The organism is Roseisalinus antarcticus (assembly GCF_900172355.1).
GTDB classification, from domain to species: Bacteria; Pseudomonadota; Alphaproteobacteria; order Rhodobacterales; family Rhodobacteraceae; genus Oceanicola; species Oceanicola antarcticus_A.
This window is the reverse complement of sequence record NZ_FWFZ01000007.1, coordinates 180,133-206,276: the sequence shown is the minus strand read 5'-3', so window position 1 is coordinate 206,276 and position 26,144 is coordinate 180,133. Positions and strand designations below refer to the sequence as shown.

The window sequence follows — 26,144 nt, the reverse complement described above, 5'->3', positions numbered from 1 at the left end:
CATAGGCGCGGAAGTCGCCGAAATACTTCGTGATCGCGGCCGTCAGCGTCGTCTTGCCGTGGTCAACGTGACCGATCGTGCCGATGTTGACGTGCGGCTTGTTGCGTTCAAACTTTGCCTTGCCCATGGCTTTCTTGCGCCTCGCAGGTTGGGGGCTGGCAGAGATTGCCCGGCCCGGATTTCACATCGCGGGCGATGTATTGCCCCGCGACGGGAAAATCAAGCAGGTCTTGAGGCCGCCGCGCCACCGCCACCCCGAAGCTCAATCGGTGCAGATGCCGCGAAGGGCGCGCCACTCGGCGTCGCTCAGAACCGGAGCAAACGTCGCGCCCTCGGGCGTGGCCGCCCGCGCGGCGGCGACCCGGTCGCCCAGCGCGGGATGGGACATGAAATGCCGCTCCAGCCCGGTCGGCTCTCCGGCGTCGGAAGACAGCCGCTCGAAGAAGGTGGCGATCCCCTCGGGGGGCATCCCGGCCTTCAGCAGCAGGGCGTGGGCATAGGTGTCGGCCCCGGCCTCGGCCTCGCGGGTGTAATCGGCCTGGATCAGCTGGTTGGTCAGAAACAGCACAAGCGCCCCGCCGGCGAAATCCCCCAGCAACAGCCCCAGCACGCCGATCGACCCGGCCGAGCGCAGGGCAATCCGGGTCGGGTCGCGATTCTCCACATGGCCCATCTCATGGGCGAAGACGGCGGCGACCTCCTCGGGGCCGCCGGCCTCTTGCAGCAGGCCGTCGAAGAAGACGATGTACCCGCCAGGCAGGGCGAAGGCGTTGACCAGCTCGTGGTCCAGCACATGCACGGTGAGGGGCACCGGCAGGTTGGCCCCCGCCGCCAGCCTCGTGCCGATACTCTCCAGCGCGGCCTGCCCCCCGGGCGCGTCGCAGATCCTGAGCGGATCGAAATCCTCGCTCAGCGCCTGCCGCACCTGGTGGAGTGTCGCGTCGCCCAGTGCCTTTTCCCCCTCGGGCGGCAGGAAGGCGGCCAGGCGGTCGGCCAGCGCGGGCACCAGCAGAAAGACGATCAGCGCGACCGAGGCCAGCGCCGCCACGGCCCAGGCCGCGATGCGCCGCAGGCCGCTGGCGCGGGGCACGCGGTCGATGCGCCGGGCGCGCGAGCGGATGACCCGCGCGTCGTCGCCGGACGGCACCACCAGCCGCGCCACCGGGTCGTCGGCCCGGCGCAGGACCACCTGATCCCCGCCGGCCTGGTCCCGCAACTGGCGGATCTGGGCGAAAGGCCAGCGGGCGTGGTCCCCGATGACAAGCTCCTGGGCCGCGTCGTCCAGGCCGATCTCGACCGGAGCGGCCGCGCCCGCCTGCCCGTCCATCCAGATCGCCCGGGCCCGGAACACCGGGGGGCCGCTGCCGACCGATATCCGCATCGCCGGCTTCATATCGCCGCCCCCACGTCCAGCGCCTCGGCAAACCCCTCGGCCTCGGCGAAGGGATCACGCGCCCGCTGCCGGGTCTCGGGCAGGGCGACCGCGCCGGTCACGGTCAGCGTCTCGGCGTAGTGGCGCCAGACCGGCATGGTCAGGAAAACATGCCGCAAGGTGCTCCAGATCAGGGCGAGGGCGATGTAGAGGGCGGCCCCCGCAACGGCCAACAGCGCCGGATGGCTCTCGAGGATCCCGGCAAAGGTCGCCTCGGCCCCGGCCAGCAGCAGGCCCGCGACCGCCAGCGGGATCAACAGGCTGATCAGCGCGGCAAGACCGCCGAAGAGGTAGATCCGCGCGATCTTTCCCGTCCTCGGCCGGGAGTCGAGCGCTAGCGGCCCGGCGGTCTTGGCATTGGCCATCAGGCGGGTCGCTTCGACCGAGTAATGCACCAGGCCGAAGACGAGCCACGGCACCGACAGGCCCAGCATCCAGAACGCATCCGGCGCACCGTCGAACGCCGCGAGCACGAAGACCACGGAAAAGACCGCCCCGCCCATGACATGCCCGAAAGCGGGCAGCAGCATGGTCCACCGGCCGCCTTGGTGCAGGCGCAGCCCGCCGAAAAATGTCCGGTCGGTGCGGTATTTCTCCAGCCCGAAGGTCATGCGCGGCCACAGGAGCCCGAGCGTCAGGATCACGGCCAGCCAATGGCCCAGCGCCCGCAGGGCATAGCCCCAGGCCCCCGGCTCCAGCCCGAAGCGGAGGCCGCGCCAGCGGGTCCGGGCCAGCACGTAGCGCCGCGCCCGGTAGCGGGCGTAGAACCACAGCGGGATCACCCCAAGCAGCGACATCAGGAAGGCCGGCGCCGACCCTGCGAAGACCGACAGGCTGACAAACATCAGCAGCAGGTTCACCACGCCGATGTAGAACGCGAGGATAACGACCGCCACCAGGAAGCCGAGGAGCTTTTCCAGCGGCTCGCCCACGTATTCCATCGGCAGCCCCCCGGGCCGCACCGAGGACCAGTACCACCGGCGCAGCCGCGTCTTCATCCAGAACCGGTAGAAGCCCAGCGTCAGGACCGTCAGTGCGCCGGTCCGCAACGCCAGGCCGAACAACGGCCCGCGGGTGGCGACACAGGCCACCGGCAGGGCGTCGGCCTCTGGCGGGGCGATGACATCTGCGGCCTCGCGCTCGGCCTGCGGGGGGGCCGCCGAGCCGTCCGCCGGCAACGCGCCGCCGGGCCAGGTTGTCGAGGCCGCACGGGTCATGCGGGGTCCGGCATCACGCAGGCAATCTCGTCCCAGGTGCCGCCGATCACCGCGTCACGGTCGATGACGAAGACCGTCCGGGCGTTCCCCGACCGGACATAGACCGTCGCGGGCCCGGGCTGGCCGCAGGAAAAGATGTCGCCGATCCAGACGCAGTCCTCCACCGCGGCATTGCCGTCCTGCAGGATCCGCAGTCCCTTGACGCCGCGCCGGTCATCGCCGTTGCGGATCCCGAAGACCGCGCCGCCGGCCTCGGCCTCTGCCCTTGTCACCTGCGGGCAGGGCTCGCCGTCCGGCAGCGCCAGGAAAAACCGACCGATCTGGTTCGACAGAAAAAAGATACCCCCCAGAACGAGGGCGACAATCGCCAGAGCCTTCAGCGCCTTCATCCCACCCACCGTCCTTTCGCTGTGTCCCCGCCGGCGTGCCGGATCACGGCGCGGACCCTAGTCAAAGCGGTTGTTCCGGGGAAAGCCCCGCGGAGCCATGCGACCGGCCGTGGCCCGGTTGCCGCGCCATTCCGCCAGATCGTCTGCGGCAACGGTGCGGGTCCGTCCGGCCGGGTCAAGCCAGCTGAGGCCGTTTTCCAGCGTGAAGGTCGTGGCGTCAGACAGGCCGCCGTCCTTGTACTTCTGCAGCCGGACACCCTTGCCCCGGCCCATCTCGGGCAGGTCGGTCAGGGGGAAGACCAGAACCTTGCGGTTGTCGCCCACCACGGCCACGTGGTCGCCGCTGACCCTATGGCAGATCCGGGCGACGGCGGGGCTGCGCACGTTCAGCACCTGCTTGCCGGAGCGGGTCTGGGCCAGCACCTCTTCCTCGGCCACGACGAAGCCGTCGCCGGTGCTGGAGGCCAGCAAGAGCTTGGCCCCGGGCCGATGCACGAAAAGCGCCACGATCTCGGCCTCGTTCGGCAGATCGACGATCAGGCGCACGGGCTCGCCCATGCCGCGCCCACCGGGCAGGTTGGCGCCGGACAGGGTGTAGAACCGGCCGTTGGAGCCCAGCAGCAGAAGCCGGTCGGTGGTCTCGGCATGAAACAGGAAGCGCGGCCCGTCGCCATCCTTGAACTTCAGCTCGCGGTCGAGGGCGATGTGGCCGGTCATCGCCCGAATCCAGCCCATCTGCGAACAGACGACCGTGATCGGCTCGCGGTCGATCATCGCCTCAAGCGGCACGTCCGGCACCTCTGTCGCCTCGGCAAAGACGGTGCGCCTTGCGCCGCCTTCGGATTTGGCCCCGAATTTCGCCCGGACCTCTTTCAGCTCTTCGGTGATCCGGGCCCATTGCAGACCCTCGCTTTCCAGCAGATCCTCGATCCCCGCGCGCTCGACCATCAGCTTGTCGCGCTCGTTGACCAGCTCCAGCTCTTCGAGGCGGCGCAGGGACCGCAGGCGCATGTTGAGGATCGCCTCGGCCTGCACGTCCGACAGCCCCTCTTCGCGGCCATCAAACCGGCGCGGCACGCCGGCGGGCGCCCCCTCGGCGATCTCGTCGGGCGCCCGCGCCTCGGGGTCGTCCAGCAGCACCAGCGCGTCGCGGTCCACCCCCAGCAGGGGCGAGACGTAGTCGCCTTCCGTCATCGCGCGGGGGATGCCGGCCTGGTGGGACTTGGACCAATCCTCGTACATCAGGGCGGCCTTGGGGTCGTCGTCGTAGCGGATGATGTCGATCACCCGGTCGAGGTTCAGGAACGCCGTGATCAGCCCCTCAAGCACCTCCAGCCGGTGGTCGATCTTTGCCAACCGATAGCGCGACCGCCGCAGCAGGACCTCACGCCGATGGTCCAGGAACGCCCGCAGAACCTCCTTGAGCGAGCAGACCCTCGGCGTGACCCCGTCGATCAGCACGTTCATGTTCAGCGAGAACCGGATCTCCAGGTCCGAGTTGCGATAGAGCATCCCCATCAGCATCTCGGGGTCCACATTGCGCGAGCGCGGCTCGAGCACGATGCGGATGTCCTCGGCGCTCTCGTCGCGCACATCGGCCAGAAGCGGCACCTTCTTGGTCTGGATGACTTCGGCCAGCTTCTCGATCAGCTTGGATTTCTGCACCTGGTAGGGGATCTCGGTGACGATCACCTGCCATTGGCCGCGGCCCAGATCCTCGACCTCCCACTTCGCGCGCAACCGGAAGGCGCCGCGCCCGGTGCGATAGGTCTCGGCGATCGATTCCGCGGGCTCGACCAGCACGCCACCGGTCGGAAAATCCGGGCCGGGCACGTATTTCAGCAGCGTCTCGTCGCGGGCATCGGGCGTCCTGATCAGGTGCAGGCAGGCCTGCACCAGGTCGTCGATATTGTGCGGCGGGATATTGGTGGCCATCCCCACCGCGATCCCCGAAGAGCCGTTGGCCAGCAGGTTCGGAATCGCCGCCGGCAACACCGCGGGCTCGGTCAGTGTCCCGTCGTAATTGGCGCGAAAGTCGACCGCGTCCTCGCCCAGGCCTTCCAGCAATGCCTCGGCAACGGCCGTCAGACGCGCTTCGGTGTAGCGGGCGGCGGCGGGGTTGTCGCCGTCGATGTTGCCGAAGTTCCCCTGCCCGTCGACCAGCGGGTAGCGCACGTTGAAATCCTGCGCGAGCCGCGCCATCGCGTCGTAGATCGCGCTGTCGCCATGGGGGTGGTAATTGCCCATCACGTCGCCGGAGATCTTGGCCGATTTCCGGAACCCCCCGGTCGAGGTCAGCCGCAACTCGCGCATTGCGTAGAGGATCCGCCGATGCACCGGCTTCAGCCCGTCGCGGGCATCGGGCAGCGCCCGGTGCATGATCGTCGACAGGGCATAGGTCAGATACCGCTCTCCGATCGCTCGGCGCAGCGGCTCCACCAGATCGCGTGGGACAGAGTCGGGGTCGGGCGTGTCGGCCATGGCTCATGGCTACACTGACCGCGTCCCATGGTCTAGCGCCCGAACGCGCCTGACTTACCGGCAATAGCGGCCCGCGGGACGCAGGGTCCGCCTCTGTGGACAAAATTGCAGAATAGGGGGGCAAGAATCGATTTCCCTCTGCTAAAGTGCGGCGACTGAAATCAAATCAGGACTGGGGGGTCCGCGCCTGTGAAGCGTTTCATGCTGTTGACGTTCGGCTTTCTCGCCTGGAGCTATTATGAACTTTCGGGGGGGGGGCCGACTACGTGCTCGAGACCCGGCCCGATACCCGCACCGTGGCGGCGGCCCCGGCCGCGCCGCTCGCGGATCCGGACAAGATCGCCGAGGACAGCGATGTCGGCGTCACCCGTGCCGCGACCCGGCCGCTGGTGACGACCGCACCGGCGGACGGCACCGCGACGCAGGCCCGCTTTCTTCGCCCCCCTGAGCCCGCGACCGCATCGGCCGAAAGCGAAGAGCCCGCCGCCGAGCCGGCACCGCGATGGACCTCGGGCGCCGATGCCGTGACAGAGGCGCTGCAGATCGCGACCGAGCAGACGCCGCAACCGGGCCAGCGCATCGTCTATGTCAACGGTAGCAAGGTGAACGTCCGCACCGGCCCCGGCACGGATTACGGCATCATGCTGCAGCTGGAGCGCGGGCAGGACGTCCGCCTGCTGGATACCCGCGGGGGCTGGGCAGAAATCGAGATGCCCAACGGATCGACCGGCTGGACCGCCGACTTCCTGCTCGACGGGCTCTGAGACGCTGGACGACGTCGCTCCGGCTTGCGATAGGGCGTCATGGCACGCACGATCCTCATCACCGGCTGCTCCACCGGCATCGGCTTAGATGCGGCGCAGACCCTCGCGCGGAAGGGCTGGCACGTCATCGCGTCGGCCCGCAAACCCGCTGACGTCGACCGGCTGAAGGCGTCGGGGCTCGACGCCGTTCTCATTGACTATGCCGACGAGGCGACGATTGCGTCTGGGTTCGACGCAGCCGTGGCCCTGACCGGCGGACGGCTGGATGCGCTGTTCAACAATGGCGCCTGGGCCGTGCCCGGACCGCTGGAGGATGTGCCCACCGCCGCCCTTCGCGCGAATTTCGAAGCGAACCTCTTCGGCTGGCACGACCTGACGACCCGGGCGATCCGCGTGATGCGCCCGGCCCGGCGCGGCCGGATCATCCAATGCTCGTCGGTCCTGGGCCTCGTCGGGGCGAAATACCGTGGCGCCTATGTGGCCACCAAGTTCGCGCTGGAAGGCTATTCCGATGTCCTGAGGCAGGAAATGGCCGGCACCGGCATAGACGTCGTCCTGATCGAACCCGGCCCGATCGACACCCCGTTCCGCGCCAACGCCATCTCACAGTTCGAACGCTGGATCGACTGGCGCGCCTCCGCCCGCCGCGCGGACTACGAGGCGACGCTGCTCGACATGCTTTACAAGGGCAGCGACGGCAAGATGCAGTGGCCGGCCTCGGCCGTGACGACCAAGCTGGTCCGCGCCCTGACGGCGCCCCGACCCAGGGCGCGGTACTACGTGACGACGCCGACCCATATCGCGGGCGTCATGCGCCGGGCCCTGCCCGCGCGGTTGTCCGATTGGCTGCTTGCGCGGAGCTGACCCCTTGGCAATGGCCGCATCCCTGCTACATCGGGCGAAAGCCACGGAAAGGAGCCTCCCATGGCCAGCGATCCCCTCTTCATCGTCGTCGCCCTCGCGGTGCTCGGCGTCGCGGCCATCCTGCTCATGGGCATCGGCAATTTCGGCAAGGGCGGTGATCCCAAGACATCGAACAAACTCATGAAATGGCGGATCGGCGCCCAGTTCGTGGCCGTCATCCTGATTCTTCTCTTCGTCCTCATTCGCCGCGGAGGCTGACACCATGGTCGTGCTCAACAAGATCTACACCCGAACCGGGGACGCCGGCGAGACGGCGCTGGGGAACGGCGCCCGCGTGGCCAAGCACAGCCTGCGCGTCACCGCCTACGGCACCGTGGACGAAGCCAACGCCACCGTCGGGCTCGCCCGGCTCCACGCCTCCGAAGAGATCGACGCGAGACTCGCCGCGATCCAGAACGACCTCTTCGACCTCGGCGCGGACCTCTGCCGCCCGGAGATGGAGAAGGACGCCGAGGCCGAGTACCCGCCCCTGCGCATGGCGGCCAGCCAGGTGGCGAGGCTCGAATCGGAAATCGACGCGATGAACGACGCGCTCGAACCTTTGCGCAGTTTCGTGCTGCCGGGCGGATCGCCCCTGGCCGCGCACCTGCACCTGTGCCGGACCGTCTCCCGCCGGGCAGAGCGCATGACGGTCGAGCTCGCGACCCTGGAAACGGTGAACCCCGACGCGGTCACCTATCTCAACCGCCTGTCCGACTGGTTCTTCGTGGCCTCCCGCATCGCCAATGACGACGGCCGCGAAGACGTCCTCTGGGTGCCCGGCAAGAACCGCTGACCTGACAGCGGCACGCCCCGGGGGCTTCATTGCCTTCCATATCCCGGGGGTCCGGGGGCAGCGCCCCCGGCGGCGCCTCGTGGACCAGACCGCACCAAGTCACAGCCGACCCCGGCCTGGCGCGATGAGCAAGGAATTGCCGCGCCACCCCCCACCCCCGGCGCCTGCTCTGCACCCGAAACAGGGGTCGAGCGAACGAAGGATTCCCCGGAACGCGACGTAGGTTGGCGCTAACGTGACGATTTTGCCCTGTCGCGGCCCTGCCGGCCAAGGTAACACGGGCGCAAAGTCATGAAGCCCAAGGAGATAGCGCATGAAGGTGCTCGTGCCCGTCAAGCGCGTGATCGATTACAACGTGAAGGTCCGCGTCAAGGCGGATGGCTCCGGTGTCGATCTCGCCAACGTCAAGATGTCGATGAACCCGTTCGACGAGATCGCCGTCGAAGAGGCGATCCGCCTCAAGGAGGCCGGGATCGCAACCGAGGTCATCGCCGTCTCGATCGGCGTCAAGCAAAGCCAGGAAACACTGCGCACGGCCCTGGCCATGGGCGCCGACCGGGCGATCCTGGTCGTCGCGGCCGAGGACGTCCATACCGATATCGAGCCCCTGTCCGTGGCCAAGATCCTCAAGGGCGTGATCGACGCCGAAGAGCCGGGCCTCGTGCTCTGCGGCAAGCAGGCCATCGACAACGACATGAACGCCACCGGCCAGATGCTGGCGGCGCTTCTCGGCTGGTCGCAGGCGACCTTCGCCTCGAAACTGGCGATCGAGGGCGACAGCGCCACCGTGACCCGCGAGGTCGATGGCGGCCTGCAGACGATCAAGGTGAAGATGCCGGCCATCGTCTCGGTCGATCTGCGCCTGAACGAGCCACGCTATGCCTCGCTGCCCAACATCATGAAGGCGAAGAAGAAGCCGCTCGACGAAAAGACACCCGCCGATTTCGGCGTCGACGTCACGCCTCGGCACACGGTCGTCTCCACCGCCGAACCGAAAACCCGCAAGGCGGGCGAAATGGTCGGGTCGGTCGACGAGCTGGTCGCGAAACTCAAAGAGAAGGGAGCCGTCTGATGGCCGTTCTCCTGCTTGCCGAAATCACCAACGGCGCCCTGAACGCCGATGCGACGGGCAAGGCGCTGGCCGCCGTCGCCCCGCTGGGCGAGGTTCACATCCTCTGTGCCGGGGCCAATGTCACCGACGCCGCCACCCAGGCCGCTGCCCTGGGCGCGGCCAAGGTGCTCAAGGCCGAGGATGCGACGCTCGACCATCGCCTGGCCGAGGCCACTGCAGACCTGATCGTGTCGCTGGCGGGGGGCTATGAGCACATCGCCGCCCCCGCCACGACCGATGCCAAGAACATCCTGCCCCGGGTCGCCGCCCTTCTGGACGTGATGGTCCTGTCCGACGTCTCCGGCATCGTCGATGCCGACACGTTCGAGCGTCCGATCTATGCCGGTAACGCCGTCCAGACCGTGAAATCCTCCGACGGCAAGAAGGTTTTCACCGTCCGGGTGTCGTCCTTCGACGCGGCCGAGGCCAGCGGCTCGGCTCCGATCGAGGACGTCGCGGTGCCCGGCAGCACGGGCCTGTCGGAATGGGTCGAGGACAAGGTCGCCGAAAGCGACCGCCCGGAGCTGACCTCCGCGGGGATCGTCGTGTCGGGCGGTCGCGGCGTCGGCTCCGAGGACGACTTCGCGCTGATCGAGAAGCTGGCCGACAAGCTGGGGGCCGCTGTCGGCGCCTCCCGCGCGGCGGTCGATTCGGGCTTTGCGCCGAACGACTGGCAGGTCGGCCAGACCGGCAAGGTCGTCGCCCCCGACCTCTACATCGCGGTCGGAATCTCGGGCGCGATCCAGCACCTTGCCGGCATGAAGGACAGCAAGATCATCGTCGCGATCAACAAGGACGAAGAGGCGCCGATCTTCCAGGTCGCGGACTACGGCCTGGTCGCGGACCTGTTCGACGCGGTCCCGGAACTGACCGAGAAACTCTGACCCGAGCGGTCCGACAACGACGCAGCAAGGGCGGGCCATGGGGCCCGCCCTTTTTCGCGCGGCATCATGTGTGGTGTCCGGTCAGCCGCCCGGCCCCCGGTCGGCGAAGCTTGCCACGATGGGCCCGATCGCGCGGGCCACCTGCTCATGGGCATCGGCGCCCATCATCAGGTTCGCGGCCTTCGCCTCACCAGGCTCATGGACCAGGACCCGCCGGCCGACCTCCAGGCTCTTGGCGTCAGGGCAAATCTCGATCAGCCCACGGCCCAGGGGGCGGATCTTCTCGATCATCCCGGACGTCACAAAGAGCGGCTCCATCCATTCCGCGTCGGTCTCGGCCTCGTCGTCGTGTCGCGGCGCCAGCCACAGCAGCAGAGGTTTCCTTGGCAGCTCCGACAGGAATTCGGTCATGCGTTCGACCCAGACCCGGCGCAACTCCCGCCGGACAATCTCGAATCGTTTCGGACAGACGCTCCGAAGCGCCGCCAGCATGTGCCGGGTAAAGACGAAATCCGCGAAATCCACCTCGTCGTAGACTTCCTGCAAGAGTGGCGTCGCCCGCACGAACCGGTCGTTGCGGCGCGGATGCACCTGGTAGAATCGGTTCGACAGGTTGTGTGCGCCCATCAGCTCCACCACGGTCAGCGCGGCATCGTGGCAGGTCGCCATCACGGCGGAATCGCCCAGATGTGCCCCGATGCCAGCGTTCACGATACCGAAGTTGACGCAGGTCACACCGGTCCTGCGCTCGATCCGGTCGACGAAAGGGTCCTCGAGGAATTTCCCGAAGGTTTCAGCCCCCCCGACGAAGGCCGCGTAGGGCGCATCCAGCGTCCTGCGCGGTCTTCGAAACGTGAGTCTCGAAAAACCATAGCTGCCGAGCTCGTACTGAAGGCCTGAACGGCCAATCACTGCGTGTTTCATGTGTCCCACCACCATCATTCAATCGCAGTGACAACTTTCCCCCATACAGATTGCCGAAACCTTAAACATTGGCGTTTAGACAATCTTTGGATATTGCCTCGGGCTTGCGGCTCTGTTGTGACGGGCCCTACACTCGACAATCGGTCCGGTGACGGAGGCAAGACATGGACATCCAGAAGATTGGCGTCGTGGGCGCGGGGCAGATGGGCAACGGCATTGCCCATGTCTTTGCCCTTGCCGGCTACGAGGTGCTGATGACCGACATCAGCCAGGACGCCCTGGATGCCGGTCGCGCCCTGATCTCAAGGAACCTCGACCGGCAGGTCAGCCGCGAAAAGATCAGCCAGGAAGAAAAGGACGCGGCGATGGCGCGGATCTCGTCCACGCCGAAACTCGCCGAGCTGGGGCAGACCGACCTGGTGATCGAGGCCGCGACCGAGCGCGAAACCATCAAGACCGCCATCTTCGAAGACCTCGTGCCGCACCTCAAGCCGTCGACGATCCTGACCTCGAACACCTCGTCGATTTCGATCACGCGTCTGGCGTCGCGCACGGACCGGCCGGAAAAGTTCATGGGTTTCCACTTCATGAACCCGGTGCCGGTGATGCAGCTGGTCGAGCTGATCCGCGGTATCGCCACCGACAAGCCGACTTTCGACGCGCTTCACCAGGTGGTCGAGAAGCTGGGCAAGACCTCTGCCACGGCCGAGGATTTCCCAGCCTTCATCGTCAACCGCATCCTGATGCCGATGATAAACGAGGCGATCTATACGCTCTACGAGGGGGTGGGATCGGTCAAATCCATAGATACCTCGCTGAAGCTGGGCGCGAACCATCCCATGGGGCCGCTGGAGCTTGCGGATTTCATCGGGCTGGACACCTGCCTTGCGATCATGAACGTACTGCATGACGGGCTGGCCGATACCAAGTACCGCCCCTGTCCGCTGCTGACGAAATATGTCGAGGCCGGTTGGCTGGGCCGCAAGACCCGCCGCGGATTCTACGATTATACCGGCGAAGTGCCGATCCCGACCCGCTAGGCGTCCGGCCCCAGCATCAGCGTCTGCTCACGCAGCCAGGCGATGAACTGCCGCGGATCGCGGCTTCGCTCCTCGCATTCCTCGGGGCCGATGGCGTGACCGATGACCGGCGCCTGCGGCTTGTCGAAGGCATGGACGATCTCGTGGATCAGAAGGCCCTGCCGCAGGGTAGGTGACAGATGGTTGGCGATCTGGAATGCCCGCGAATTCGCGCCCGGAAAGAAGCACGGGACCACGGACGCCCCCGACCTGCGGATCATCTTGGCAGTGAACAGGTTCCATTCCGCCTCGACCGCCGGGCCCAGCATCCGCCGGGACGTGGCGACCACGCCCGACGGGAACAACGCGATCAGGCCGCGCTTGGCCAGATGGTCCATGGCGGCGGCGCGCATCTCGATCATCTTCTTCTGGGCGTCGGGCTCGTGCGGGAAGGGCACGGGGATCATGTAGGTCGACGCACTCTCGTCGATGCCGGTCAGCAGGGCGCGGGTCAGGATCCGATAATCGTTGCGCCGCCTCCCTATCAGGTCGGCCAGCACCATCCCGTCGATCAGGCCGTGGGGATGGTTTGCGACCAGAACCACGGGCCCGGTGGCCGGAATACGCTCCAGCTGTTCGGTGGGCGTCTGGATGTCGATGCCCATGATCTTCATCGTGGCGGGCCAGAAAGCCTGGCCGTAGGCCGTGCCGGTGCGCTCGAACTTCCTGACGCGGCGGATGATCTCGATCTTGCCGGTCATCCATTCGATGGACTTGATCGTGGTCCGCTTGAAGACGTTGTCGAAACTCTCCGCATAGGTCAGCGATCGACGGTCATAGACCCTCTGCGCGCCGCCCCTCCTCAAGGGCCCCCGCCCGGCAACGTTCCGGCTGCTCGCGTCAGTCAACCCGGTCCTGTCCCCTCGGTCGCACCCGCATCATGCGCGTCAGTCTCCCTCGCCGAACTTGTCGGCCACCAGCGTCTCTATGGCGTCGGCGAGCCGTTCGGCCTCCGTGCCGCTGGTCTCTACTTCGATAAAGGTTCCCATCGAGGCTGCCAACATCAAAAGCCCCATGATGCTGTCGCCCGAGGCCTCCTCTCCGTCCTTGCGGACGACGGCGCTCGCGTCATGCGCCTCCACGACTTCGGCAAGCTTGGCCGAGGCACGGGCGTGCAAACCCTTGACGTTGACGATTTTCAGGCGGCGCGGCGCGGTCTGGCTCATGACTTCGGTCAATCCCCGCCGATTGCCAGACTGTCAATATATTTCCGTCCGGCCGCCAGCGCCGCCGCGACGGCATCGGGCACCGATCTGCGGCGCGACTTGGCCAGCTTGATGAGCATGGGCAGGTTGGCGCCATATACGATCCGGCGGTTTTCCGGCGAGCAGGCCCGCAGCGACAGGTTGGACGGCGAGCCGCCGAACATGTCGGTGACGATGACCACGCCGGCGCCGGTATCGACCTCGTCGGCAGCGTCGCAGATCTCGTCCTGCTTGGCCGTGCGATCGTCATCGGGAGCGATGGCGATGGCGCGGATGCCCTCCTGCGGGCCGACCACATGTTCGACCGCCGCAAGATACTCGCGGGCCAGTCCCCCATGTGCCACGATAACGATCCCGATCACGGTCGCCCGTCGCCCCTCATTCCCTGTCCCGCTTCGCGCGTGGGCCCGCTGTTGCCAGCGTGCCGCTCAAGTTCCCGATGCCGACTAGACACCTGCCATCCGGCCGCCGCAAGTGCCCCGGCCAGCCTTTCTGTCAAGGCCACGGATCTGTGTTGCCCGCCGGTGCATCCGAAGCCGACGGACAGGTGTGACTTGCCCTCGTCCCGGTAGGCGGGCAGCAAGCTGACCACAAGGTCGCGCACTTTGGTAAAGAAGTCGTCGAAGCGCGGATCGGACGCAACATAGGAATCGACGGCCGGATCCCGCCCAGTCAGCCCGCGCAACGAAGGCTCCCAATGCGGGTTGCGCAGGAACCGGCAGTCAAACACCAGGTCCAGGCCGCGCGGCAATCCGCGCTTGTAGGAAAACGAGGTGACCGAGACCCCCATGCCGGCGCTGTCGTCGGTCGCATACCAGCGCTCCACCTCGTCGCGCAGGTCGTGCGGGCTCATGGTCGAGGTGTCGATCAGCACGTCCGCCCGGCTTCGGATCGGCCAGAGCAGGTCACGCTCACGCTGGATGCCCGTCAGCGGCGGGTCGTTCGGGGCGAGCGGGTGGCGGCGGCGGGTCTCGGAATAGCGGCGCACGAGCGTATCCTCGTCCGCGTCGAGGTAGAGGACCTGCGCGTCGAGCCCCTGCCGCCCGGCGAAACCGTCGATCAGGTCGACCAGCGCATCGGTGCCGAAGTCCCGGTTGCGCACGTCGAGCCCAAGCGCGAGCGGCCGGCCCAGCGGAGGGCCCTCCATCAACCGGGGCGCAAGCGTCAGCGGCAGGTTGTCGATCACCTCGTAGCCGAGATCCTCAAGCACATTGATACAGGTGGACCGGCCCGCGCCCGACGGGCCGGTGACCAGCACCAGCTTCTGGCTTTGCCATACGTGGCCCGGATCTGTCATCGGTGCCGCCCCGCCTTGAGATACTGCAATATCGCAGCTGCAAAATGGGGAGCGTCCACCCGGAATATCAAGGGGATGTCGACACCGAGCCACGAGACGCTGCGTCGTGGCGGAAGGCGGCTGTACTCGACCCGCTCCATGTCGACCGCAAGGACCACCGCGGCGCCGGCAACCGGCTCGGCGTTCAGGATCCCCACCCGTCGCGCCTCGATCAAGCCGCGAATCGAGGGAGGGCAGGCCGCGGTCAGGCCGGCCCCGGCCCGGCTGAGCACCGTTGAATCGTCGGCGACAAGGCGCGCGCCCCACGCCATCAGCATCAGCGCGGTCTCGGACTTGCCCGACCCGCTCTTGCCGGTGAGGACCACCGCCCGTCCCTTCCAGGCGACCGTCGTCGCGTGCAGGGACAGGGTCGTGGGCGCGGGCATGGTCCGGTCAGACCGGCAGGCCCACCACGAACCGCGCGCCAAGTGGCTCGGAGGTCGGGTCGGCCTCTGTCGGGCGGATGTTCTCAGCCCATATCACGCCGCCATGCGCCTCGACGATCTGCTTGGAGATCGCGAGGCCCAGGCCCGAATTGTTGCCGAAGTGGTTCGGCGGACGCTCCGAGTAGAACCGGTTGAACACCTTCGTCAGGGCCCCGTCCGGGATCCCGGGGCCGGTATCCTCGACCACCACCAGCACCCTGTTTTCCCGCTGCCGGACCCACATGCGGATGGCATCGCCCTGGTCGCAGAACGAGATCGCGTTGGTGATGAGGTTCACGAAGACCTGCGCCAGCCGCCCCTCCAGCCCCTGGATGCGAATCGGCTCGGACGGCAGGTCGGTGATGAAATCGACGCCCTTCTCCTCGGCCTCGAGCCCGAGGTGTTCGGCCAGATTGCCGAGCATGTGGATCAGGTCGAACGGCTCTTCCTGTTCCTTGACCAGTTCGCTGTCGAGGCGGGAGGCGTTCGAGATGTCGCTGACCAGCCGGTCGAGCCGGCGGACATCGTGGTCGATGACGTCCAGCAGCTTGTCGCGCTGGTCGTCGCGCTTGACCACGCGCAGGGTTCCGACCGCCGAGCGCAGAGAGGCCAGCGGATTCTTGATCTCGTGAGCCACGTCAGCGGCGAACTGCTCGTTGCTTTCGATCCGGCCATAGAGCGCGGAGACCATCCCGCGCAGCGCCCCCGACAACCGGCCGATCTCGTCCGGGCGCGCGGTCAGATCGGGGATACGAACCCGGCGCGGCGACATCTTGCGGGCGTTGCGGTCGCGGCCGATCTCGGCCGCGGCGGCCAGGTCGGCGATCGGGTTGGCGATGGTCGACGCGAGCATCAGGCTGAGCGCGATGGAGACGACGACGCCCACGATGAACATCTGCAGCAACTGCTCGCGCTCGTGCAGGACGAGGTCGTCGATCTCGGCCGATTGCGAGGTCAGCGCGACGACCCCGACCGGGTTTCCGCCCCGCATCACCGGGGTCGAGACGACGTAGACCGTGCGGCCGCTGCCATCCTCCTGGGTCTGGACATGCGTGGCCCCGTCGAGGGCCGCGGCGACACTGTTTCGTGCGGCCGCCGCCTCGTCGAACGGGTCGGGACCGGCGCGCGACGAGGTGAGGAGCCCGGAAAATCCGTTCCACAATCGGCTGAGCCCGTCGGTGACGAAAGTCGCGCCGCCGGATTCCTCCAGCCCTTCGATCGGCCGCAGGTCGGGCGGCGCACGCCCGGCGGTAGAGGCGATCAGGGTCGCCGAGGGATCGAAGACAAAGACCGAACTTCCGCCCCGCAGGTCGAGCGCACCCAGCGTCACCGCCGCACCGAGGGGCCCCTCCGCCGAGAGCGGGTCGGAGGCGCCGCCGGGCACCTGGGCCTCGAAGACATTGGCGATGAGCTCGGCCTCTTTCACAAGGCCGGAGGCCCGCTGGTAGCCCAGATTGTCGCGCGACGGGTTCAGATAGAGCACGCCCGCCACCAGGATGATGAGGGCGAGCAGGTTGAAGGTGATGATCTTGCGGGCGAGCGGCGATCCGCGAAGCGCCCGGATCCCGCGTCGCCTGCGGGTCTCGCGCAATTCCTTGTCGACCGTGGAGTCGGGCGCGACCCAGTCATCGCCCAGAACGACGCGCTCGGCCTCTTCGGCCGCGCGGCGGACCGAGGACAGGTCGCGCACGTCGATCTTGGGAGCCACTGTCACGCGCCCGCTCCGGACTTATTCTTCGTTGTACCGATATCCGATGCCGTAGAGCGTCTCGATCGCCGAGAACTCGTCATCGACCATCCGCATCTTCTTGCGCAGCCGCTTGATGTGGCTGTCGATGGTGCGGTCGTCCACGTAGACCTGATCGTCGTAGGCCACGTCCATCAGCTGGTCGCGGGACTTGACGAAGCCGGGCCGCTGGGCCAGCGCCTGCAGCAACAGGAATTCGGTCACGGTCAGGGCGACGTCCATCCCCTTCCACTTCACCGCGTGACGCAGCGGATCCATCGAAAGCTGCCCGCGCACCATGATCTTGGCTTCCTCGGACTCGTCGACCACGTCCCCCGAGATCGCATCCTGACGGCGCAGCAGGGCCCGGATCCGCTCGACAAGCAAACGCTGGGAAAATGGTTTCTTGACGTAGTCGTCCGCGCCCATGCGCAGCCCGAGCACCTCGTCGATCTCGTCGTCCTTGGACGTGAGGAAGATCACCGGAATCGTGGTCTTCTGCCGCATCCGCTGCAGCAGGTCCATGCCATCCATCCGCGGCATCTTGATATCGAGGACCGCCATGTCGGGCATCCGCTTGCTGAACGCGTCAAGCGCCGACTGGCCGTCATTGTAGGTTTCGACCTCGAAGCCTTCGGCCTCGAGCGTCATGGAGACGGATGTCAGGATGTTCCTGTCATCGTCCACAAGGGCGATTTTTGACATTGTCTTGTGCCTCTTCTGCTCTCAAACATTTTTTATGCCTGCTTTTCTGCAAGCTTCTGCTCAAATCGGGGGGCGAATCAATCCCCTTGAGCGAATCTGATGGCCGTCCGTGTCCCATTTGCGCCGGAAATGTGTTAATTCCAGATTTACGACGCCTTTGTTCCGGCGCATCTCCGCCAAGGTTGCGCTAACATCGGCATGGTTGCGCTAACGTCGGCAAACCCCTCTGTTCACACGCAAAAACGTCGTGTTACCACATAGGCTGCGGGACCGGACCCGCGGTCTTTGAGGAGCGAGACAATGGAACATGGACGCGTCAATCCGCAGATGAAACTGGAGCATCAGGGCATCACGGGGCTCGGCGCCGTCTATTACAACCTGCTCGAGGACGATCTGCGAGAGGCTGCCGTCTCCCGCGGGGAGGGTGTCGAAGGCCAGGGCCAGACGCTGCTGGTTTCCACCGGAAAGTTCACCGGCCGGTCCCCCAAGGACAAACACGTGGTGCGCAACGCGACGACCGAGGACACTATCTGGTGGGACAACAACGCGCCCATGTCGCCCGAGGGCTTCGCCGCGCTGAAGGCCGACATGCTGGCCCACATGGGCGGGCGCGACTACTTCGTCCAGGACCTCTTCGGCGGGGCCGACCCGACCTACCGCCTCGATGTGCGGCTGGTGACGGAGTTGGCTTGGCATGGCCTCTTCATCCGCCACATGCTCCGCAAGCCCGAGGCGTCCGAGCTCGACGACTTCGCCCCCGACTGGACCATCATCAACTGCCCCAGCTTCTTCGCCGACCCGGAGCGTCACGACTGCCGCACCGAAACCGTGATCGCATTCAATTTTGACGAGAAGCTGATTCTGATCGGCGGCACGGAATACGCTGGCGAGAACAAGAAATCCGTATTCACCCTGCTCAACTACCTGCTGCCCGAGAAGGGCGTGATGCCGATGCATTGCTCGGCGAACCACGCGCCCGGCAACCCGGTGGACACCGCCGTGTTCTTCGGCCTCTCCGGCACCGGCAAGACCACGCTGTCGGCCGATCCCTCGCGCACGCTGATCGGAGACGACGAACATGGCTGGTCCGATCGCGGCCTGTTCAACTTCGAGGGTGGCTGCTATGCCAAGACCATAAGCCTCAGCCCCGAAGCCGAGCCGGAGATCTATGCAACCTGCTCGATGAAGAACACGGTCATCGAGAACATGGTCTACGATCCCGTCACCAAGGAGCTCGATTTCGAAGACGACTCGCTGACGGCCAACATGCGCTGCGCCTATCCGCTGGAGTTCATCCCGAACACGAGCGACAGCGGCCTTGGCGGGTTCCCCAAGAACATCATCATGCTGACCTGCGACGCCTTCGGCGTGCTGCCCCCGATCGCACGGTTGACGCCGGCGCAGGCGATGTATCACTTCCTGTCCGGCTTCACCTCGAAGGTTGCCGGCACCGAGCGTGGGGTGACCGAGCCGCAGCCGACCTTCTCGACCTGCTTCGGCGCGCCCTTCACGCCCCGCCGGCCCGAGGTCTACGGCAACCTGCTGCGTGACAAGATCGCCCGTCACGGCACGACCTGCTGGCTGGTCAACACTGGCTGGACCGGCGGCAGCTACGGCACCGGCACCCGGATGCCGATCCAGGCGACCCGGACGCTTCTGGCCGCGGCGCTCGACGGCTCCCTCGCGGAGGGCCAGTTCCGCCGCGACCCGCATTTCGGCTTCGACGTGCCGGTCGCCGCGCAGGGCGTGGACAGCGCCCTGCTCGACCCGCGCACGACCTGGGACGATCCCAAGGCCTATGATGCGAAGGCCGAGGAGCTGGTCGAGATGTTCGCCGCGAACTTCGCCCAGTACGTGCCGTTCATCGACGACGACGTGAAAGCGATCGCCATCGGCTGACCCGACGACGGGGGTGCGCGGGATCCGCGCACCCCCGTCCCCGGCCGCTCATCCCATCAGGCCGCGCCGGACAAGGTTCAGACCCGCGATCATCAGGACTGCGAGGGTGACCTTTCGGAACGCCTTCTGCTCGATCCGGTCATGGAGGCGAAAGCCCGCCCACATGCCGAGGATCGCAGGCACGATCAGCAGCCCGGACAACCAGACCGTGTCCCGGTTGAGCACCCCCGATTGCAGGTGCCCCAGAAGCAGCATCACCGACCCCAGCCCGTAGATCACCCCCTGCACGACGATCTGTCGCGCCTTGGGTGTCTCGACCGCGACAAGGTAAAGCACGGTCGTCGGCCCCCAGGTTCCCGCGAGCCCCCCCAGCGTCCCGGACAGGAACCCCGCGACAAGCGAGGCCGCGCGACGCCCCCCGGGGGGAATGATGATCCGAAGCCCGGCCAGCTGGATCGCGCAGAGCAGGGTCACCGGGATGCCCAGCACCAGGAACATCACCTCGGTCGGAATCACGGTCAGGAACTGCGCCGAAACCAGGATCATGACGCAGACGATGACGATGTAGACGGCATATTCCCGTATCGCGTCGCGGGCGTTGCCGAGGCCCGACCGCAGGACCTGCAGCCCGTTCGACAGCACGATGGGCAGGATGATCCCGGCCACCGCCAGCCGCGGCTCCAGCACCATCCCCAGGCCCGAGATCATGATCAGCGGCATCGCGAATCCGACCGCCCCCTTGACCACTCCGGCCAGAAGGGTGACCGCGACGGCGAAGACGATGTATTCCAGGGGCATGAGCGCTGTGAGGACTTCCATGCCGGGGCAATAGCGCGAAGCAGAAACCGGCGCATCAGGAATTCTCTGCGTCATTTCCGTTCCTGATGAGGTATCCGCGCGAATTATTATTGCGCTGCAATTGCAAACGCCTTACCTCTGCGCTTGCGAAAAAAGGAGCTCTTCATGCCCCACGACGGCGCAGACATGACCCATGCCCACGGCCCCGTCCTGGCCGACCTGCTGACGCTTACCGCGGCGGCCCTGCCCCCGGTCGAGCAGATCCTGAGGGACGCCACCGACGGTCTTCGGTCCGAGCTCGGTGAGGACGGCCGCCTTTCGGCCACCCTGCTCGAGGCGCATCAGACGGCGGCCCATGGGCTGGCCTGGCTCGCCACCTATGTCGCGGCGCTGCGCCAGATGCAGGACTGGGCCGAGCGCCTGACCGCCGAAGGCACCTTCGGCGAGACCGAGGCGCTGCTGCACCAGATCGCTTTCGGCGAATACCTCGCCCAGATCTTCGGCGGCATCCCCATGAGCCAGGGAGAGATCGTCCGCCTGGCCGATCTGGGCGTGACGCCCGCCGTGATGCCGCCAGAGGTCGCGCAGTTGATCCGCCACGCCAACACCCAGGACGCCCGCGCCCGTCTGGTGGCCCTGATGCAGGAGCACAGCGCCAATATCACCGTCGGCCGCACCGGCCTCGAGGACGAGCTGGAGATGATCCGAGAGCAGTTCCGGCGCTATGCCGTCGAGCGGATCGACCCCCATGCCCACGATTGGCACCTCAAGGACGAGCTGATCCCGATGGAGACCATCGCCGAGTTGGCCGAGATGGGGGTCTTCGGCCTGACGATCCCCGAGGAATTCGGCGGCTTCGGCCTGTCCAAGGCGTCCATGTGCGTCGTCTCCGAAGAGCTTTCGCGCGGCTATATCGGCGTCGGCTCGCTTGGCACCCGGTCCGAGATCGCGGCCGAGCTGATCCTTTGCGGCGGCACCGACGCCCAGAAGGAGAAATGGCTGCCCGGCCTCGCCTCCGGAGAAATCCTGCCCACGGCGGTCTTTACCGAGCCCAACACCGGATCCGACCTTGGCGCCCTGCGGACGCGGGCGGTCAAGGACGGCGACAGCTATGCCATCACCGGGAACAAGACCTGGATCACCCATGCCGCGCGGACCCAGGTGATGACCGTGCTCGCCCGCACCGACCCCGACAGCACCGACCATCGTGGCCTGTCGATGTTCCTGGCCGAAAAGACGCCCGGAACCGATGCCGCCCCCTTCCCCGACGCGGGCATCACCGGCGGCGAGATCGAGGTGCTGGGCTATCGCGGCATGAAGGAATACGAGCTGGCCTTCGATGGCTTTCCCGTCCCGGCCGACAACCTTCTGGGCGGCGAAGAGGGCCAGGGCTTTCGCCAGCTCATGCAGACCTTCGAATCCGCCCGGATCCAGACCGCCGCCCGCGCGATCGGCGTCGCCCAGTCCGCCCTGGACGCCGGGATGCAATACGCCGAGGACCGCAAGCAATTCGGCAAGTCGCTGATCGCCTTCCCCCGCGTCGCGAGCAAGCTGGCGATGATGGCGGTCGAGATCATGGTGGCCCGGCAGCTTACCTATTTCTCGGCCCGCCAGAAGGACGAGGACAAGCGCTGCGACCTCGAGGCCGGGATGGCCAAGCTCCTGGGCGCCCGCGTCGCCTGGGCCGCAGCCGACAATGCGCTGCAGATCCACGGCGGCAACGGCTTCGCGCTGGAATACAAGATCAGCCGCATCCTTTGCGACGCGCGTATCCTGAACATCTTCGAAGGCGCGGCCGAAATACAGGCGCAGGTCATTGCGCGCCGGCTTCTGGGGTAGCATCCTGAGCACATGAAAAGGTTCGCACTCATGGCGGCCGGCCTGTTTCTGGCCGCCTGCGCCCAGTCCCGAGACTACCCGCCGCGACTGCATTGGCAGCTCGAAAGCATCGGCGGCGTGCCGTTCCCCGGCCAGGCGTTCCTGGGCCTGGGATCGGACAGCTACGCGGGCCGCGCACCCTGCAACAGCTACAACGGCAAGCTGGAGCGGCAGAGCCCCTCGGTGCTGATCCTCGATGTCCCGTCGGTCACCCAGTCGGCCTGCCCGGCCCTTGCGGCAGAGCAGGTCTACCTTGGCCAACTCTCGCAGGTCCGCGAGCAATTCGTTCCGGCAGGCGGCGCCACGCTGGTGCTGACCACGGCCGCGGGCACGGCCCTGCGCTTCCGGCGGATCTCCGGCGGGCCGTGACCGGGCAAGCCGTCCGTCCACGGCGTTGAAAGCCCGCTCACCGACCCCATGTCAGGACGGAGTCCGACCAGAAGAGAGGCACGCGCAATGACGCAGCAAACGGTTCTGTTGACCGGAATTTCGGGCTTTCTGGCCAAACGCATCGCCCGCGAACTGCTGGACGCGGGGCATGTGGTCAGGGGCACCGTCCGGTCCGCGACCAAGGCCGCCGAGGTGCGCACTGCCCTCGGCCCCGATGGGCTGGACCGGCTGTCCTTCGTGACGCTCGACCTGAACCGCGACGACGGCTGGGCGCAGGCGATGGCCGGGGTCGATGCGCTCGTCCACACCGCCTCGCCCTTTCCGATGTCCGCGCCCAAGGACGAGCGCGAGACGATCCGCCCCGCCGTTGATGGCACCCTGCGGGCCCTGCGCGCCGCGGACACAGCCGGGGTGCGGCGCGTTGTGCTGACCGCCTCGATGGTGACGATGATCTATGCCAAGCGCCTGGCGGGCCACGCATACGGCCCCTCGGACTGGACCGACGTGACCCATCCCGCGGCGACAGCCTATGTCAAATCGAAGACCCTGGCCGAGAAGGCCGCCTGGGATTTCGTCTCGGACCATCCCCGGATGCAGCTGACGACCATTCATCCCGGCCTCGTGGTCGGCACACCGATGGACCGGCATTTCGGGACCTCGATGAAGCTTGTGGAGCGGATCCTGTCAGGCAAGGACCCGATGCAGCCCGACCTTGGCCTGCCGGTCGTCGATCTCGGCGACGCCAGTGCCCTGCACCTTGTGGCGCTGGAGCGACCCGAGACGATCGGAGAGCGCCTCGTCGCGGCGGACAGCGTCCGTCGCATGCCGCAGATCGCGAAGCTCTTCGCCGAGAGCTTTCCACACCGCAAGATCGCGACGAAGACCGCCCCCTGGGTCCTGCTGCGGTTGCTCGGCCTGTTCGACCCGGCGCTGCGCGGTATCCTGCCCGACATCGGCCGCCCGCTTGCCATCGACAACAGCGCGACGCGGCAGCTTCTGGGTCGTCCCTTCGTCGCCAGCGACGATGCGCTGCTGAAGAGCGCCCAGATGATCCTTGATGCGGACAAGGCCGACCCGCTGGTCGCCTGAACCGGCTGCGGGGGCCGGTTCGCCGTCGACTAGAGGCTTCGCGCAAGCTGCGCCATCAGGCGCTCCCGCGCGGCGGGGATGGGCTGATCGCCCAGCGCCGGCGCCAGCCAATGGGCCAGGAAATGGCCCGTCGTGCCGAGGCCGGCCAGGATCTCTTGGTCCGGGCCGGTGCCCCCGCCCAGCAGGGCGGGCGGCAGCGGCAGCAGCTTGTCCGCCCAGTCCCCGGCGCCCTCGGCGCTGACCGCACGGCCGGTGCGCGGCGAGACATAGGCCAGCCCCTCGCTGCGCCCGGTCACGGCACAGGTGCCGAGGTCGAGCCCGAAGCCCAGATCCTCCAGCAGCGCGAGTTCCCAGCGAAGATAGGCCAGCGGCCAGGCATCGGTGCGGCCCAGAAGGTCGAGCAGGGTCACTGAGCGGGCATAGATCTCTGCGTGGGCCTCTCGCTCGGGCAGGGCGTAGGCCAGCAAGCCACAGATCGCATTCAGCCCCGCGAGCGCAAGCCGGTCGTTCATCACCACCCCCGCCCGAGAGCGGATCGGCTCGACCCGGAACGTGCCCAGATGATCCTCGAGCCGCGCCGACCAGGCGACGTCCACCTGGCTGCCCGGCTGCAGGACGGGGGCAAGCCGGGCGCTGACCCCGCCCCGGACCAGCCCGGCATGGCGGCCATGCGCCTCGGTAAAGACCTCGACGATCACGCTGGTCTCGCCGTGGGGCCGGCGCACCAGCAGCACGCCCGTGTCACGCCATTGCATTGCGTCGGTGTTCCTCGTCTTCTGTCGCTCTATCTTGCCGGTATCCGGCCCAGAAGGGAAACAGCGCAGCATGCATATGACCCGACCCCACCAAGCCGCCACCGGTCTGACCGGCGCCCTCGCCCTCTGGGCGGTCGCGACCCGAGTCTGGCTGAAGATGACCGGCGCGGATCTGACGTTTCTCTGGGCGGTCTGGGACCTGATGCTCTATTTCACGATCCTGACAAACGCCGCCATCGCCGCGGTCTTCGTCTGGCTCGCGGTCCGGGGGCGTGCCGGCTCTGCCCGGCTTCACGCCGGGCTGGTCGTGCCGATCGTCATCACCGGCGCGGTCTATCACCTGCTGCTTGCCGACACGAACGACTACACCGGGTTGGACCTGGTGGTCGATCACATGCTGCACAGCGTGGTGCCGGTGCTGACGGTGCTGCACTGGGCCGTGTTTGCCCCGAAAGGGGACCTTGGCTTTGCCGACATGCTGATCTGGGTCGGCTATCCGACGGTCTACGTGGTCTATGCGCTGACGCGGGCCAGCTTCGACGGGATCTATCCCTACCATTTCCTCAACGCCGCCGAGCAGGGCTGGCCCGTCACGCTGGGCTGGATCGGCGGGATCGGGGCGGGTTTCCTGATCATCGGGGGGCTCTTGGTGGCCGCCGCAAGGATCCGCCCGCTCGCTTAGCCGTCGAGCCCAGGCGCATCCAGAAGATGCCGCCCCTCGCGGCTTTCCACCTCGATCACCCAGAGGTCGGGGTCCCGCGCCCGGGCGCGGGCGATGCGGGCGTCGACCTCGGCCTCGGGCCCGTCGACCACGCAGTCCCAGCGGCGCCCGCCCGTCTGAAGATCCATCAGGCGCTCATGGCAGGTCGCCCGGCCATCGAGAGTGGCGCATTTGACCATGACGGCCCCGGACGTCGCATCGCCCCGGGCCACGACATAGGCCGGGATGTTCTCCAGTTGCAGCCGATGCAAATAGGCCGACACCCAAAGCCCGGACGCAAGCCTCGCGGTCACTTTCCGTCCTTGATGTTCAGCCCCATCTCCGAGAACCGCTCGGCCTCGTCCAGCCAGCCGGGCCGCACCTTGACCTGAAGGAACAGGTGGACCCGGCGGCCCAGGAACTCCTCCAGCTCTTCGCGCGACGCCTTCGAGACGGCCTTGATCGTCTCGCCCTTGTGGCCGAGGACGATGCCCTTGTGGCCGTCGCGGGCGACATAGACGATCTGGTCGATCCGCGCCGTTCCGTCTTCGCGCTCTTCCCAGCTCTCCGTCTCGACGGTCAGCTGATAGGGCAGCTCCTGGTGCAGGCGCAGGGTCAGTTTCTCGCGCGTGGTCTCGGCGGCGATCATCCGAAGCGGCAGATCCGCGATCTGATCCTCGGGATAAAGCCAGGGCCCCTCGGGCAGCGCATCGCCCAGCCACCGCTTGAGGTCGTCACAACCGTAGCCCCGCTCGGCCGAGATCATGAAGGTCTCGGCGAAGGGAAAGCGGCTGTTCAGGTCTTCCGACAGCGCCAGCAGAACCTCGGCCTTGACGCGGTCGATCTTGTTGATCGCAAGCGCCACCCTGGCCCGGTTGGACAGGTCCTGAAGCCGTTCGAGGATCGCCTCGACGCCCGCGGTGATGCCCCGGTGCGCCTCGATCAGAAGCACCACGATATCGGCGTCGGATGCCCCGCCCCAGGCGGCGGCGACCATCGCGCGGTCCAGCGTGCGCTTGGGGCGAAACAGGCCCGGCGTATCCACCAGAACGATTTGCGCGTCGCCCTCGAGCGCCACGCCCCGGATCCGCGCCCGTGTCGTCTGCACCTTGTGGGTGACGATCGACACCTTCGCGCCGACCAGCCGGTTGGTCAGCGTCGACTTGCCCGCATTGGGCTCTCCGATCAGGGCGACAAAGCCCGCACGTGTGGTCATCCGACCCTCTCCAAATCCTGATCGCGGGTCCTAGCGGATTTC

At 67.0% G+C, this 26,144-nt stretch carries 29 protein-coding genes; 12 read left to right on the top strand and 17 right to left on the bottom strand.

All coding sequences use genetic code 11. The features are described from left to right. From ROA7023_RS09325 to ROA7023_RS09305, 5 genes are all read right to left on the bottom strand, one after another. A partial coding sequence (locus ROA7023_RS09325; RefSeq protein WP_234992111.1) for a GTP-binding protein occupies nt 1-127 on the bottom strand: 127 nt, incomplete at its 3' end. 135 nt (nt 128-262) lie between these two features. Further along, nucleotides 263-1,381, bottom strand: coding sequence for a M48 family metallopeptidase (locus tag ROA7023_RS09320; RefSeq protein ID WP_234992105.1), 1,119 nt, complete (start codon nt 1,379-1,381; stop codon nt 263-265). A gap of 8 nt (nt 1,382-1,389) precedes the next feature. Beyond that, nucleotides 1,390-2,649, bottom strand: coding sequence for a DUF898 family protein (locus ROA7023_RS09315; protein WP_085878744.1), 1,260 nt, complete (start codon nt 2,647-2,649; stop codon nt 1,390-1,392). Next, the gene (locus tag ROA7023_RS09310) at nt 2,646-3,038 is read right to left on the bottom strand and encodes a hypothetical protein (protein ID WP_085878743.1); all 393 of its coding nucleotides are present in this window, start codon (nt 3,036-3,038) and stop codon (nt 2,646-2,648) included. Before ROA7023_RS09310 ends, ROA7023_RS09315 begins: the two co-directional genes overlap by 4 nt. A 57-nt stretch (nt 3,039-3,095) precedes the next feature. Then, entirely contained in the window at nt 3,096-5,519 is a 2,424-nt protein-coding gene (locus ROA7023_RS09305; RefSeq protein WP_085878742.1) for a DNA topoisomerase IV subunit A, read from the bottom strand. Between the two features lie 266 nt (nt 5,520-5,785). Between ROA7023_RS09305 and ROA7023_RS09300 the strand changes: the two genes are divergently transcribed. The 6 genes from ROA7023_RS09300 to ROA7023_RS09275 all read left to right on the top strand — a co-directional run bounded on the left by ROA7023_RS09300 (nt 5,786) and on the right by ROA7023_RS09275 (nt 9,977). After that, a complete protein-coding gene (locus tag ROA7023_RS09300; RefSeq protein ID WP_085878741.1) occupies nt 5,786-6,283 on the top strand; it encodes an SH3 domain-containing protein in 498 nt (165 codons plus the stop codon). Between the two features lie 39 nt (nt 6,284-6,322). Then, nucleotides 6,323-7,147: an SDR family NAD(P)-dependent oxidoreductase gene (locus ROA7023_RS09295; RefSeq protein WP_085878740.1), complete on the top strand. Its 825-nt coding sequence runs from the start codon at nt 6,323-6,325 to the stop codon at nt 7,145-7,147. Between the two features lie 60 nt (nt 7,148-7,207). Further along, nucleotides 7,208-7,405 carry a twin transmembrane helix small protein gene (locus tag ROA7023_RS09290; RefSeq protein ID WP_085878739.1) on the top strand — a complete coding sequence of 66 codons (198 nt, stop codon included), beginning with the start codon at nt 7,208-7,210 and terminating at the stop codon, nt 7,403-7,405. 4 nt (nt 7,406-7,409) lie between these two features. Next, the gene (locus ROA7023_RS09285; RefSeq protein ID WP_085878738.1) at nt 7,410-7,982 is read left to right on the top strand and encodes a cob(I)yrinic acid a,c-diamide adenosyltransferase; all 573 of its coding nucleotides are present in this window, start codon (nt 7,410-7,412) and stop codon (nt 7,980-7,982) included. 313 nt (nt 7,983-8,295) lie between these two features. Then, complete coding sequence (locus tag ROA7023_RS09280) at nt 8,296-9,054, top strand: electron transfer flavoprotein subunit beta/FixA family protein (RefSeq protein ID WP_085878737.1); 759 nt, start codon at nt 8,296-8,298, stop codon at nt 9,052-9,054. Then, the gene (locus ROA7023_RS09275) at nt 9,054-9,977 is read left to right on the top strand and encodes an electron transfer flavoprotein subunit alpha/FixB family protein (RefSeq protein WP_085878736.1); all 924 of its coding nucleotides are present in this window, start codon (nt 9,054-9,056) and stop codon (nt 9,975-9,977) included. Before ROA7023_RS09280 ends, ROA7023_RS09275 begins: the two co-directional genes overlap by 1 nt. A gap of 81 nt (nt 9,978-10,058) precedes the next feature. Here ROA7023_RS09275 and ROA7023_RS09270 read toward each other — a convergent pair whose 3' ends face one another. Then, nucleotides 10,059-10,901: a DUF6473 family protein gene (locus tag ROA7023_RS09270; RefSeq protein ID WP_085878735.1), complete on the bottom strand. Its 843-nt coding sequence runs from the start codon at nt 10,899-10,901 to the stop codon at nt 10,059-10,061. A 164-nt stretch (nt 10,902-11,065) separates the two neighbouring features. Between ROA7023_RS09270 and ROA7023_RS09265 the strand changes: the two genes are divergently transcribed. Further along, nucleotides 11,066-11,941 (top strand): 3-hydroxybutyryl-CoA dehydrogenase, encoded by an 876-nt coding sequence (locus tag ROA7023_RS09265; protein WP_085878734.1) that lies wholly within the window; start codon nt 11,066-11,068, stop codon nt 11,939-11,941. Here the strand turns inward: ROA7023_RS09265 and ROA7023_RS09260 are convergent. From ROA7023_RS09260 to ROA7023_RS09230, 7 genes are all read right to left on the bottom strand, one after another. Further along, nucleotides 11,938-12,786: a lysophospholipid acyltransferase family protein gene (locus tag ROA7023_RS09260; protein ID WP_234992104.1), complete on the bottom strand. Its 849-nt coding sequence runs from the start codon at nt 12,784-12,786 to the stop codon at nt 11,938-11,940. The two genes, ROA7023_RS09265 and ROA7023_RS09260, sit on opposite strands and share 4 nt — an antisense overlap. A gap of 81 nt (nt 12,787-12,867) precedes the next feature. Beyond that, complete coding sequence (locus ROA7023_RS09255) at nt 12,868-13,146, bottom strand: HPr family phosphocarrier protein (RefSeq protein ID WP_085878757.1); 279 nt, start codon at nt 13,144-13,146, stop codon at nt 12,868-12,870. Between the two features lie 8 nt (nt 13,147-13,154). Then, nucleotides 13,155-13,547, bottom strand: a complete 393-nt coding sequence (locus tag ROA7023_RS09250) for a PTS sugar transporter subunit IIA (protein ID WP_085878733.1) — start codon at nt 13,545-13,547, stop codon at nt 13,155-13,157. Then, nucleotides 13,544-14,482 (bottom strand): RNase adapter RapZ, encoded by a 939-nt coding sequence (gene rapZ, locus ROA7023_RS09245; RefSeq protein ID WP_085878732.1) that lies wholly within the window; start codon nt 14,480-14,482, stop codon nt 13,544-13,546. The genes ROA7023_RS09250 and rapZ overlap by 4 nt, the downstream gene beginning before the upstream one ends. Then, on the bottom strand, nt 14,479-14,907 hold the full coding sequence (locus tag ROA7023_RS09240; RefSeq protein WP_085878731.1) for an HPr kinase/phosphorylase: 429 nt from the start codon (nt 14,905-14,907) through the stop codon (nt 14,479-14,481). Before ROA7023_RS09240 ends, rapZ begins: the two co-directional genes overlap by 4 nt. Nucleotides 14,908-14,914: 7 nt before the next feature. Further along, complete coding sequence (locus ROA7023_RS09235) at nt 14,915-16,660, bottom strand: sensor histidine kinase (RefSeq protein WP_085878730.1); 1,746 nt, start codon at nt 16,658-16,660, stop codon at nt 14,915-14,917. Between the two features lie 15 nt (nt 16,661-16,675). Then, nucleotides 16,676-17,377 carry a response regulator transcription factor gene (locus ROA7023_RS09230; protein WP_085878729.1) on the bottom strand — a complete coding sequence of 234 codons (702 nt, stop codon included), beginning with the start codon at nt 17,375-17,377 and terminating at the stop codon, nt 16,676-16,678. Between the two features lie 300 nt (nt 17,378-17,677). Between ROA7023_RS09230 and ROA7023_RS09225 the strand changes: the two genes are divergently transcribed. After that, nucleotides 17,678-19,276, top strand: a complete 1,599-nt coding sequence (locus tag ROA7023_RS09225; RefSeq protein ID WP_085878728.1) for a phosphoenolpyruvate carboxykinase — start codon at nt 17,678-17,680, stop codon at nt 19,274-19,276. 48 nt (nt 19,277-19,324) lie between these two features. Here ROA7023_RS09225 and ROA7023_RS09220 read toward each other — a convergent pair whose 3' ends face one another. Next, nucleotides 19,325-20,149 (bottom strand): sulfite exporter TauE/SafE family protein, encoded by an 825-nt coding sequence (locus ROA7023_RS09220; RefSeq protein WP_306372481.1) that lies wholly within the window; start codon nt 20,147-20,149, stop codon nt 19,325-19,327. Nucleotides 20,150-20,239: 90 nt separating this feature from the next. Here ROA7023_RS09220 and ROA7023_RS09215 point away from each other — a divergent pair, with 90 nt between their 5' ends. The 3 genes from ROA7023_RS09215 to ROA7023_RS09205 all read left to right on the top strand — a co-directional run bounded on the left by ROA7023_RS09215 (nt 20,240) and on the right by ROA7023_RS09205 (nt 23,431). Then, on the top strand, nt 20,240-21,913 hold the full coding sequence (locus tag ROA7023_RS09215; RefSeq protein ID WP_085878726.1) for an acyl-CoA dehydrogenase family protein: 1,674 nt from the start codon (nt 20,240-20,242) through the stop codon (nt 21,911-21,913). A gap of 12 nt (nt 21,914-21,925) precedes the next feature. Further along, nucleotides 21,926-22,321, top strand: coding sequence for an META domain-containing protein (locus ROA7023_RS09210; protein ID WP_085878725.1), 396 nt, complete (start codon nt 21,926-21,928; stop codon nt 22,319-22,321). 87 nt (nt 22,322-22,408) lie between these two features. After that, on the top strand, nt 22,409-23,431 hold the full coding sequence (locus ROA7023_RS09205) for an NAD-dependent epimerase/dehydratase family protein (RefSeq protein ID WP_085878724.1): 1,023 nt from the start codon (nt 22,409-22,411) through the stop codon (nt 23,429-23,431). Between the two features lie 29 nt (nt 23,432-23,460). Here ROA7023_RS09205 and recO read toward each other — a convergent pair whose 3' ends face one another. Further along, complete coding sequence (gene recO / locus ROA7023_RS09200) at nt 23,461-24,186, bottom strand: DNA repair protein RecO (RefSeq protein ID WP_085878723.1); 726 nt, start codon at nt 24,184-24,186, stop codon at nt 23,461-23,463. A 70-nt stretch (nt 24,187-24,256) separates the two neighbouring features. Between recO and ROA7023_RS09195 the strand changes: the two genes are divergently transcribed. Continuing rightward, complete coding sequence (locus ROA7023_RS09195; protein WP_085878722.1) at nt 24,257-24,868, top strand: Pr6Pr family membrane protein; 612 nt, start codon at nt 24,257-24,259, stop codon at nt 24,866-24,868. On the opposite strand, the gene ROA7023_RS09190 is transcribed toward ROA7023_RS09195, so the two are convergent. Both ROA7023_RS09190 and era read right to left on the bottom strand, forming a co-directional pair. Continuing rightward, on the bottom strand, nt 24,865-25,200 hold the full coding sequence (locus tag ROA7023_RS09190; protein WP_085878721.1) for a DUF1491 family protein: 336 nt from the start codon (nt 25,198-25,200) through the stop codon (nt 24,865-24,867). The genes ROA7023_RS09195 and ROA7023_RS09190 overlap by 4 nt on opposite strands. Beyond that, nucleotides 25,197-26,102 (bottom strand): GTPase Era, encoded by a 906-nt coding sequence (gene era, locus ROA7023_RS09185; protein ID WP_085878720.1) that lies wholly within the window; start codon nt 26,100-26,102, stop codon nt 25,197-25,199. Before era ends, ROA7023_RS09190 begins: the two co-directional genes overlap by 4 nt. Nucleotides 26,103-26,144: the final 42 nt, after the last annotated feature.

Bases quoted from the DNA above. Each gene is read 5' to 3' on its own strand.
- ROA7023_RS09320 (WP_234992105.1), bottom strand. From the start codon at position 1,381: ATGCGGATATCGGTCGGCAGCGGCCCCCCGGTGTTCCGGGCCCGGGCG.
- ROA7023_RS09315 (WP_085878744.1), bottom strand. From the start codon at position 2,649: ATGACCCGTGCGGCCTCGACAACCTGGCCCGGCGGCGCGTTGCCGGCG.
- ROA7023_RS09310 (WP_085878743.1), bottom strand. From the start codon at position 3,038: ATGAAGGCGCTGAAGGCTCTGGCGATTGTCGCCCTCGTTCTGGGGGGT.
- ROA7023_RS09305 (WP_085878742.1), bottom strand. From the start codon at position 5,519: ATGGCCGACACGCCCGACCCCGACTCTGTCCCACGCGATCTGGTGGAG.
- ROA7023_RS09295 (WP_085878740.1), top strand. From the start codon at position 6,323: ATGGCACGCACGATCCTCATCACCGGCTGCTCCACCGGCATCGGCTTA.
- ROA7023_RS09290 (WP_085878739.1), top strand. From the start codon at position 7,208: ATGGCCAGCGATCCCCTCTTCATCGTCGTCGCCCTCGCGGTGCTCGGC.
- ROA7023_RS09285 (WP_085878738.1), top strand. From the start codon at position 7,410: ATGGTCGTGCTCAACAAGATCTACACCCGAACCGGGGACGCCGGCGAG.
- ROA7023_RS09280 (WP_085878737.1), top strand. From the start codon at position 8,296: ATGAAGGTGCTCGTGCCCGTCAAGCGCGTGATCGATTACAACGTGAAG.
- ROA7023_RS09275 (WP_085878736.1), top strand. From the start codon at position 9,054: ATGGCCGTTCTCCTGCTTGCCGAAATCACCAACGGCGCCCTGAACGCC.
- ROA7023_RS09270 (WP_085878735.1), bottom strand. From the start codon at position 10,901: ATGAAACACGCAGTGATTGGCCGTTCAGGCCTTCAGTACGAGCTCGGC.
- ROA7023_RS09265 (WP_085878734.1), top strand. From the start codon at position 11,066: ATGGACATCCAGAAGATTGGCGTCGTGGGCGCGGGGCAGATGGGCAAC.
- ROA7023_RS09255 (WP_085878757.1), bottom strand. From the start codon at position 13,146: ATGAGCCAGACCGCGCCGCGCCGCCTGAAAATCGTCAACGTCAAGGGT.
- rapZ (WP_085878732.1), bottom strand. From the start codon at position 14,482: ATGACAGATCCGGGCCACGTATGGCAAAGCCAGAAGCTGGTGCTGGTC.
- ROA7023_RS09240 (WP_085878731.1), bottom strand. From the start codon at position 14,907: ATGCCCGCGCCCACGACCCTGTCCCTGCACGCGACGACGGTCGCCTGG.
- ROA7023_RS09230 (WP_085878729.1), bottom strand. From the start codon at position 17,377: ATGTCAAAAATCGCCCTTGTGGACGATGACAGGAACATCCTGACATCC.
- ROA7023_RS09225 (WP_085878728.1), top strand. From the start codon at position 17,678: ATGGAACATGGACGCGTCAATCCGCAGATGAAACTGGAGCATCAGGGC.
- ROA7023_RS09220 (WP_306372481.1), bottom strand. From the start codon at position 20,149: ATGACGCAGAGAATTCCTGATGCGCCGGTTTCTGCTTCGCGCTATTGC.
- ROA7023_RS09215 (WP_085878726.1), top strand. From the start codon at position 20,240: ATGCCCCACGACGGCGCAGACATGACCCATGCCCACGGCCCCGTCCTG.
- ROA7023_RS09210 (WP_085878725.1), top strand. From the start codon at position 21,926: ATGAAAAGGTTCGCACTCATGGCGGCCGGCCTGTTTCTGGCCGCCTGC.
- ROA7023_RS09205 (WP_085878724.1), top strand. From the start codon at position 22,409: ATGACGCAGCAAACGGTTCTGTTGACCGGAATTTCGGGCTTTCTGGCC.
- recO (WP_085878723.1), bottom strand. From the start codon at position 24,186: ATGCAATGGCGTGACACGGGCGTGCTGCTGGTGCGCCGGCCCCACGGC.
- ROA7023_RS09195 (WP_085878722.1), top strand. From the start codon at position 24,257: ATGCATATGACCCGACCCCACCAAGCCGCCACCGGTCTGACCGGCGCC.
- era (WP_085878720.1), bottom strand. From the start codon at position 26,102: ATGACCACACGTGCGGGCTTTGTCGCCCTGATCGGAGAGCCCAATGCG.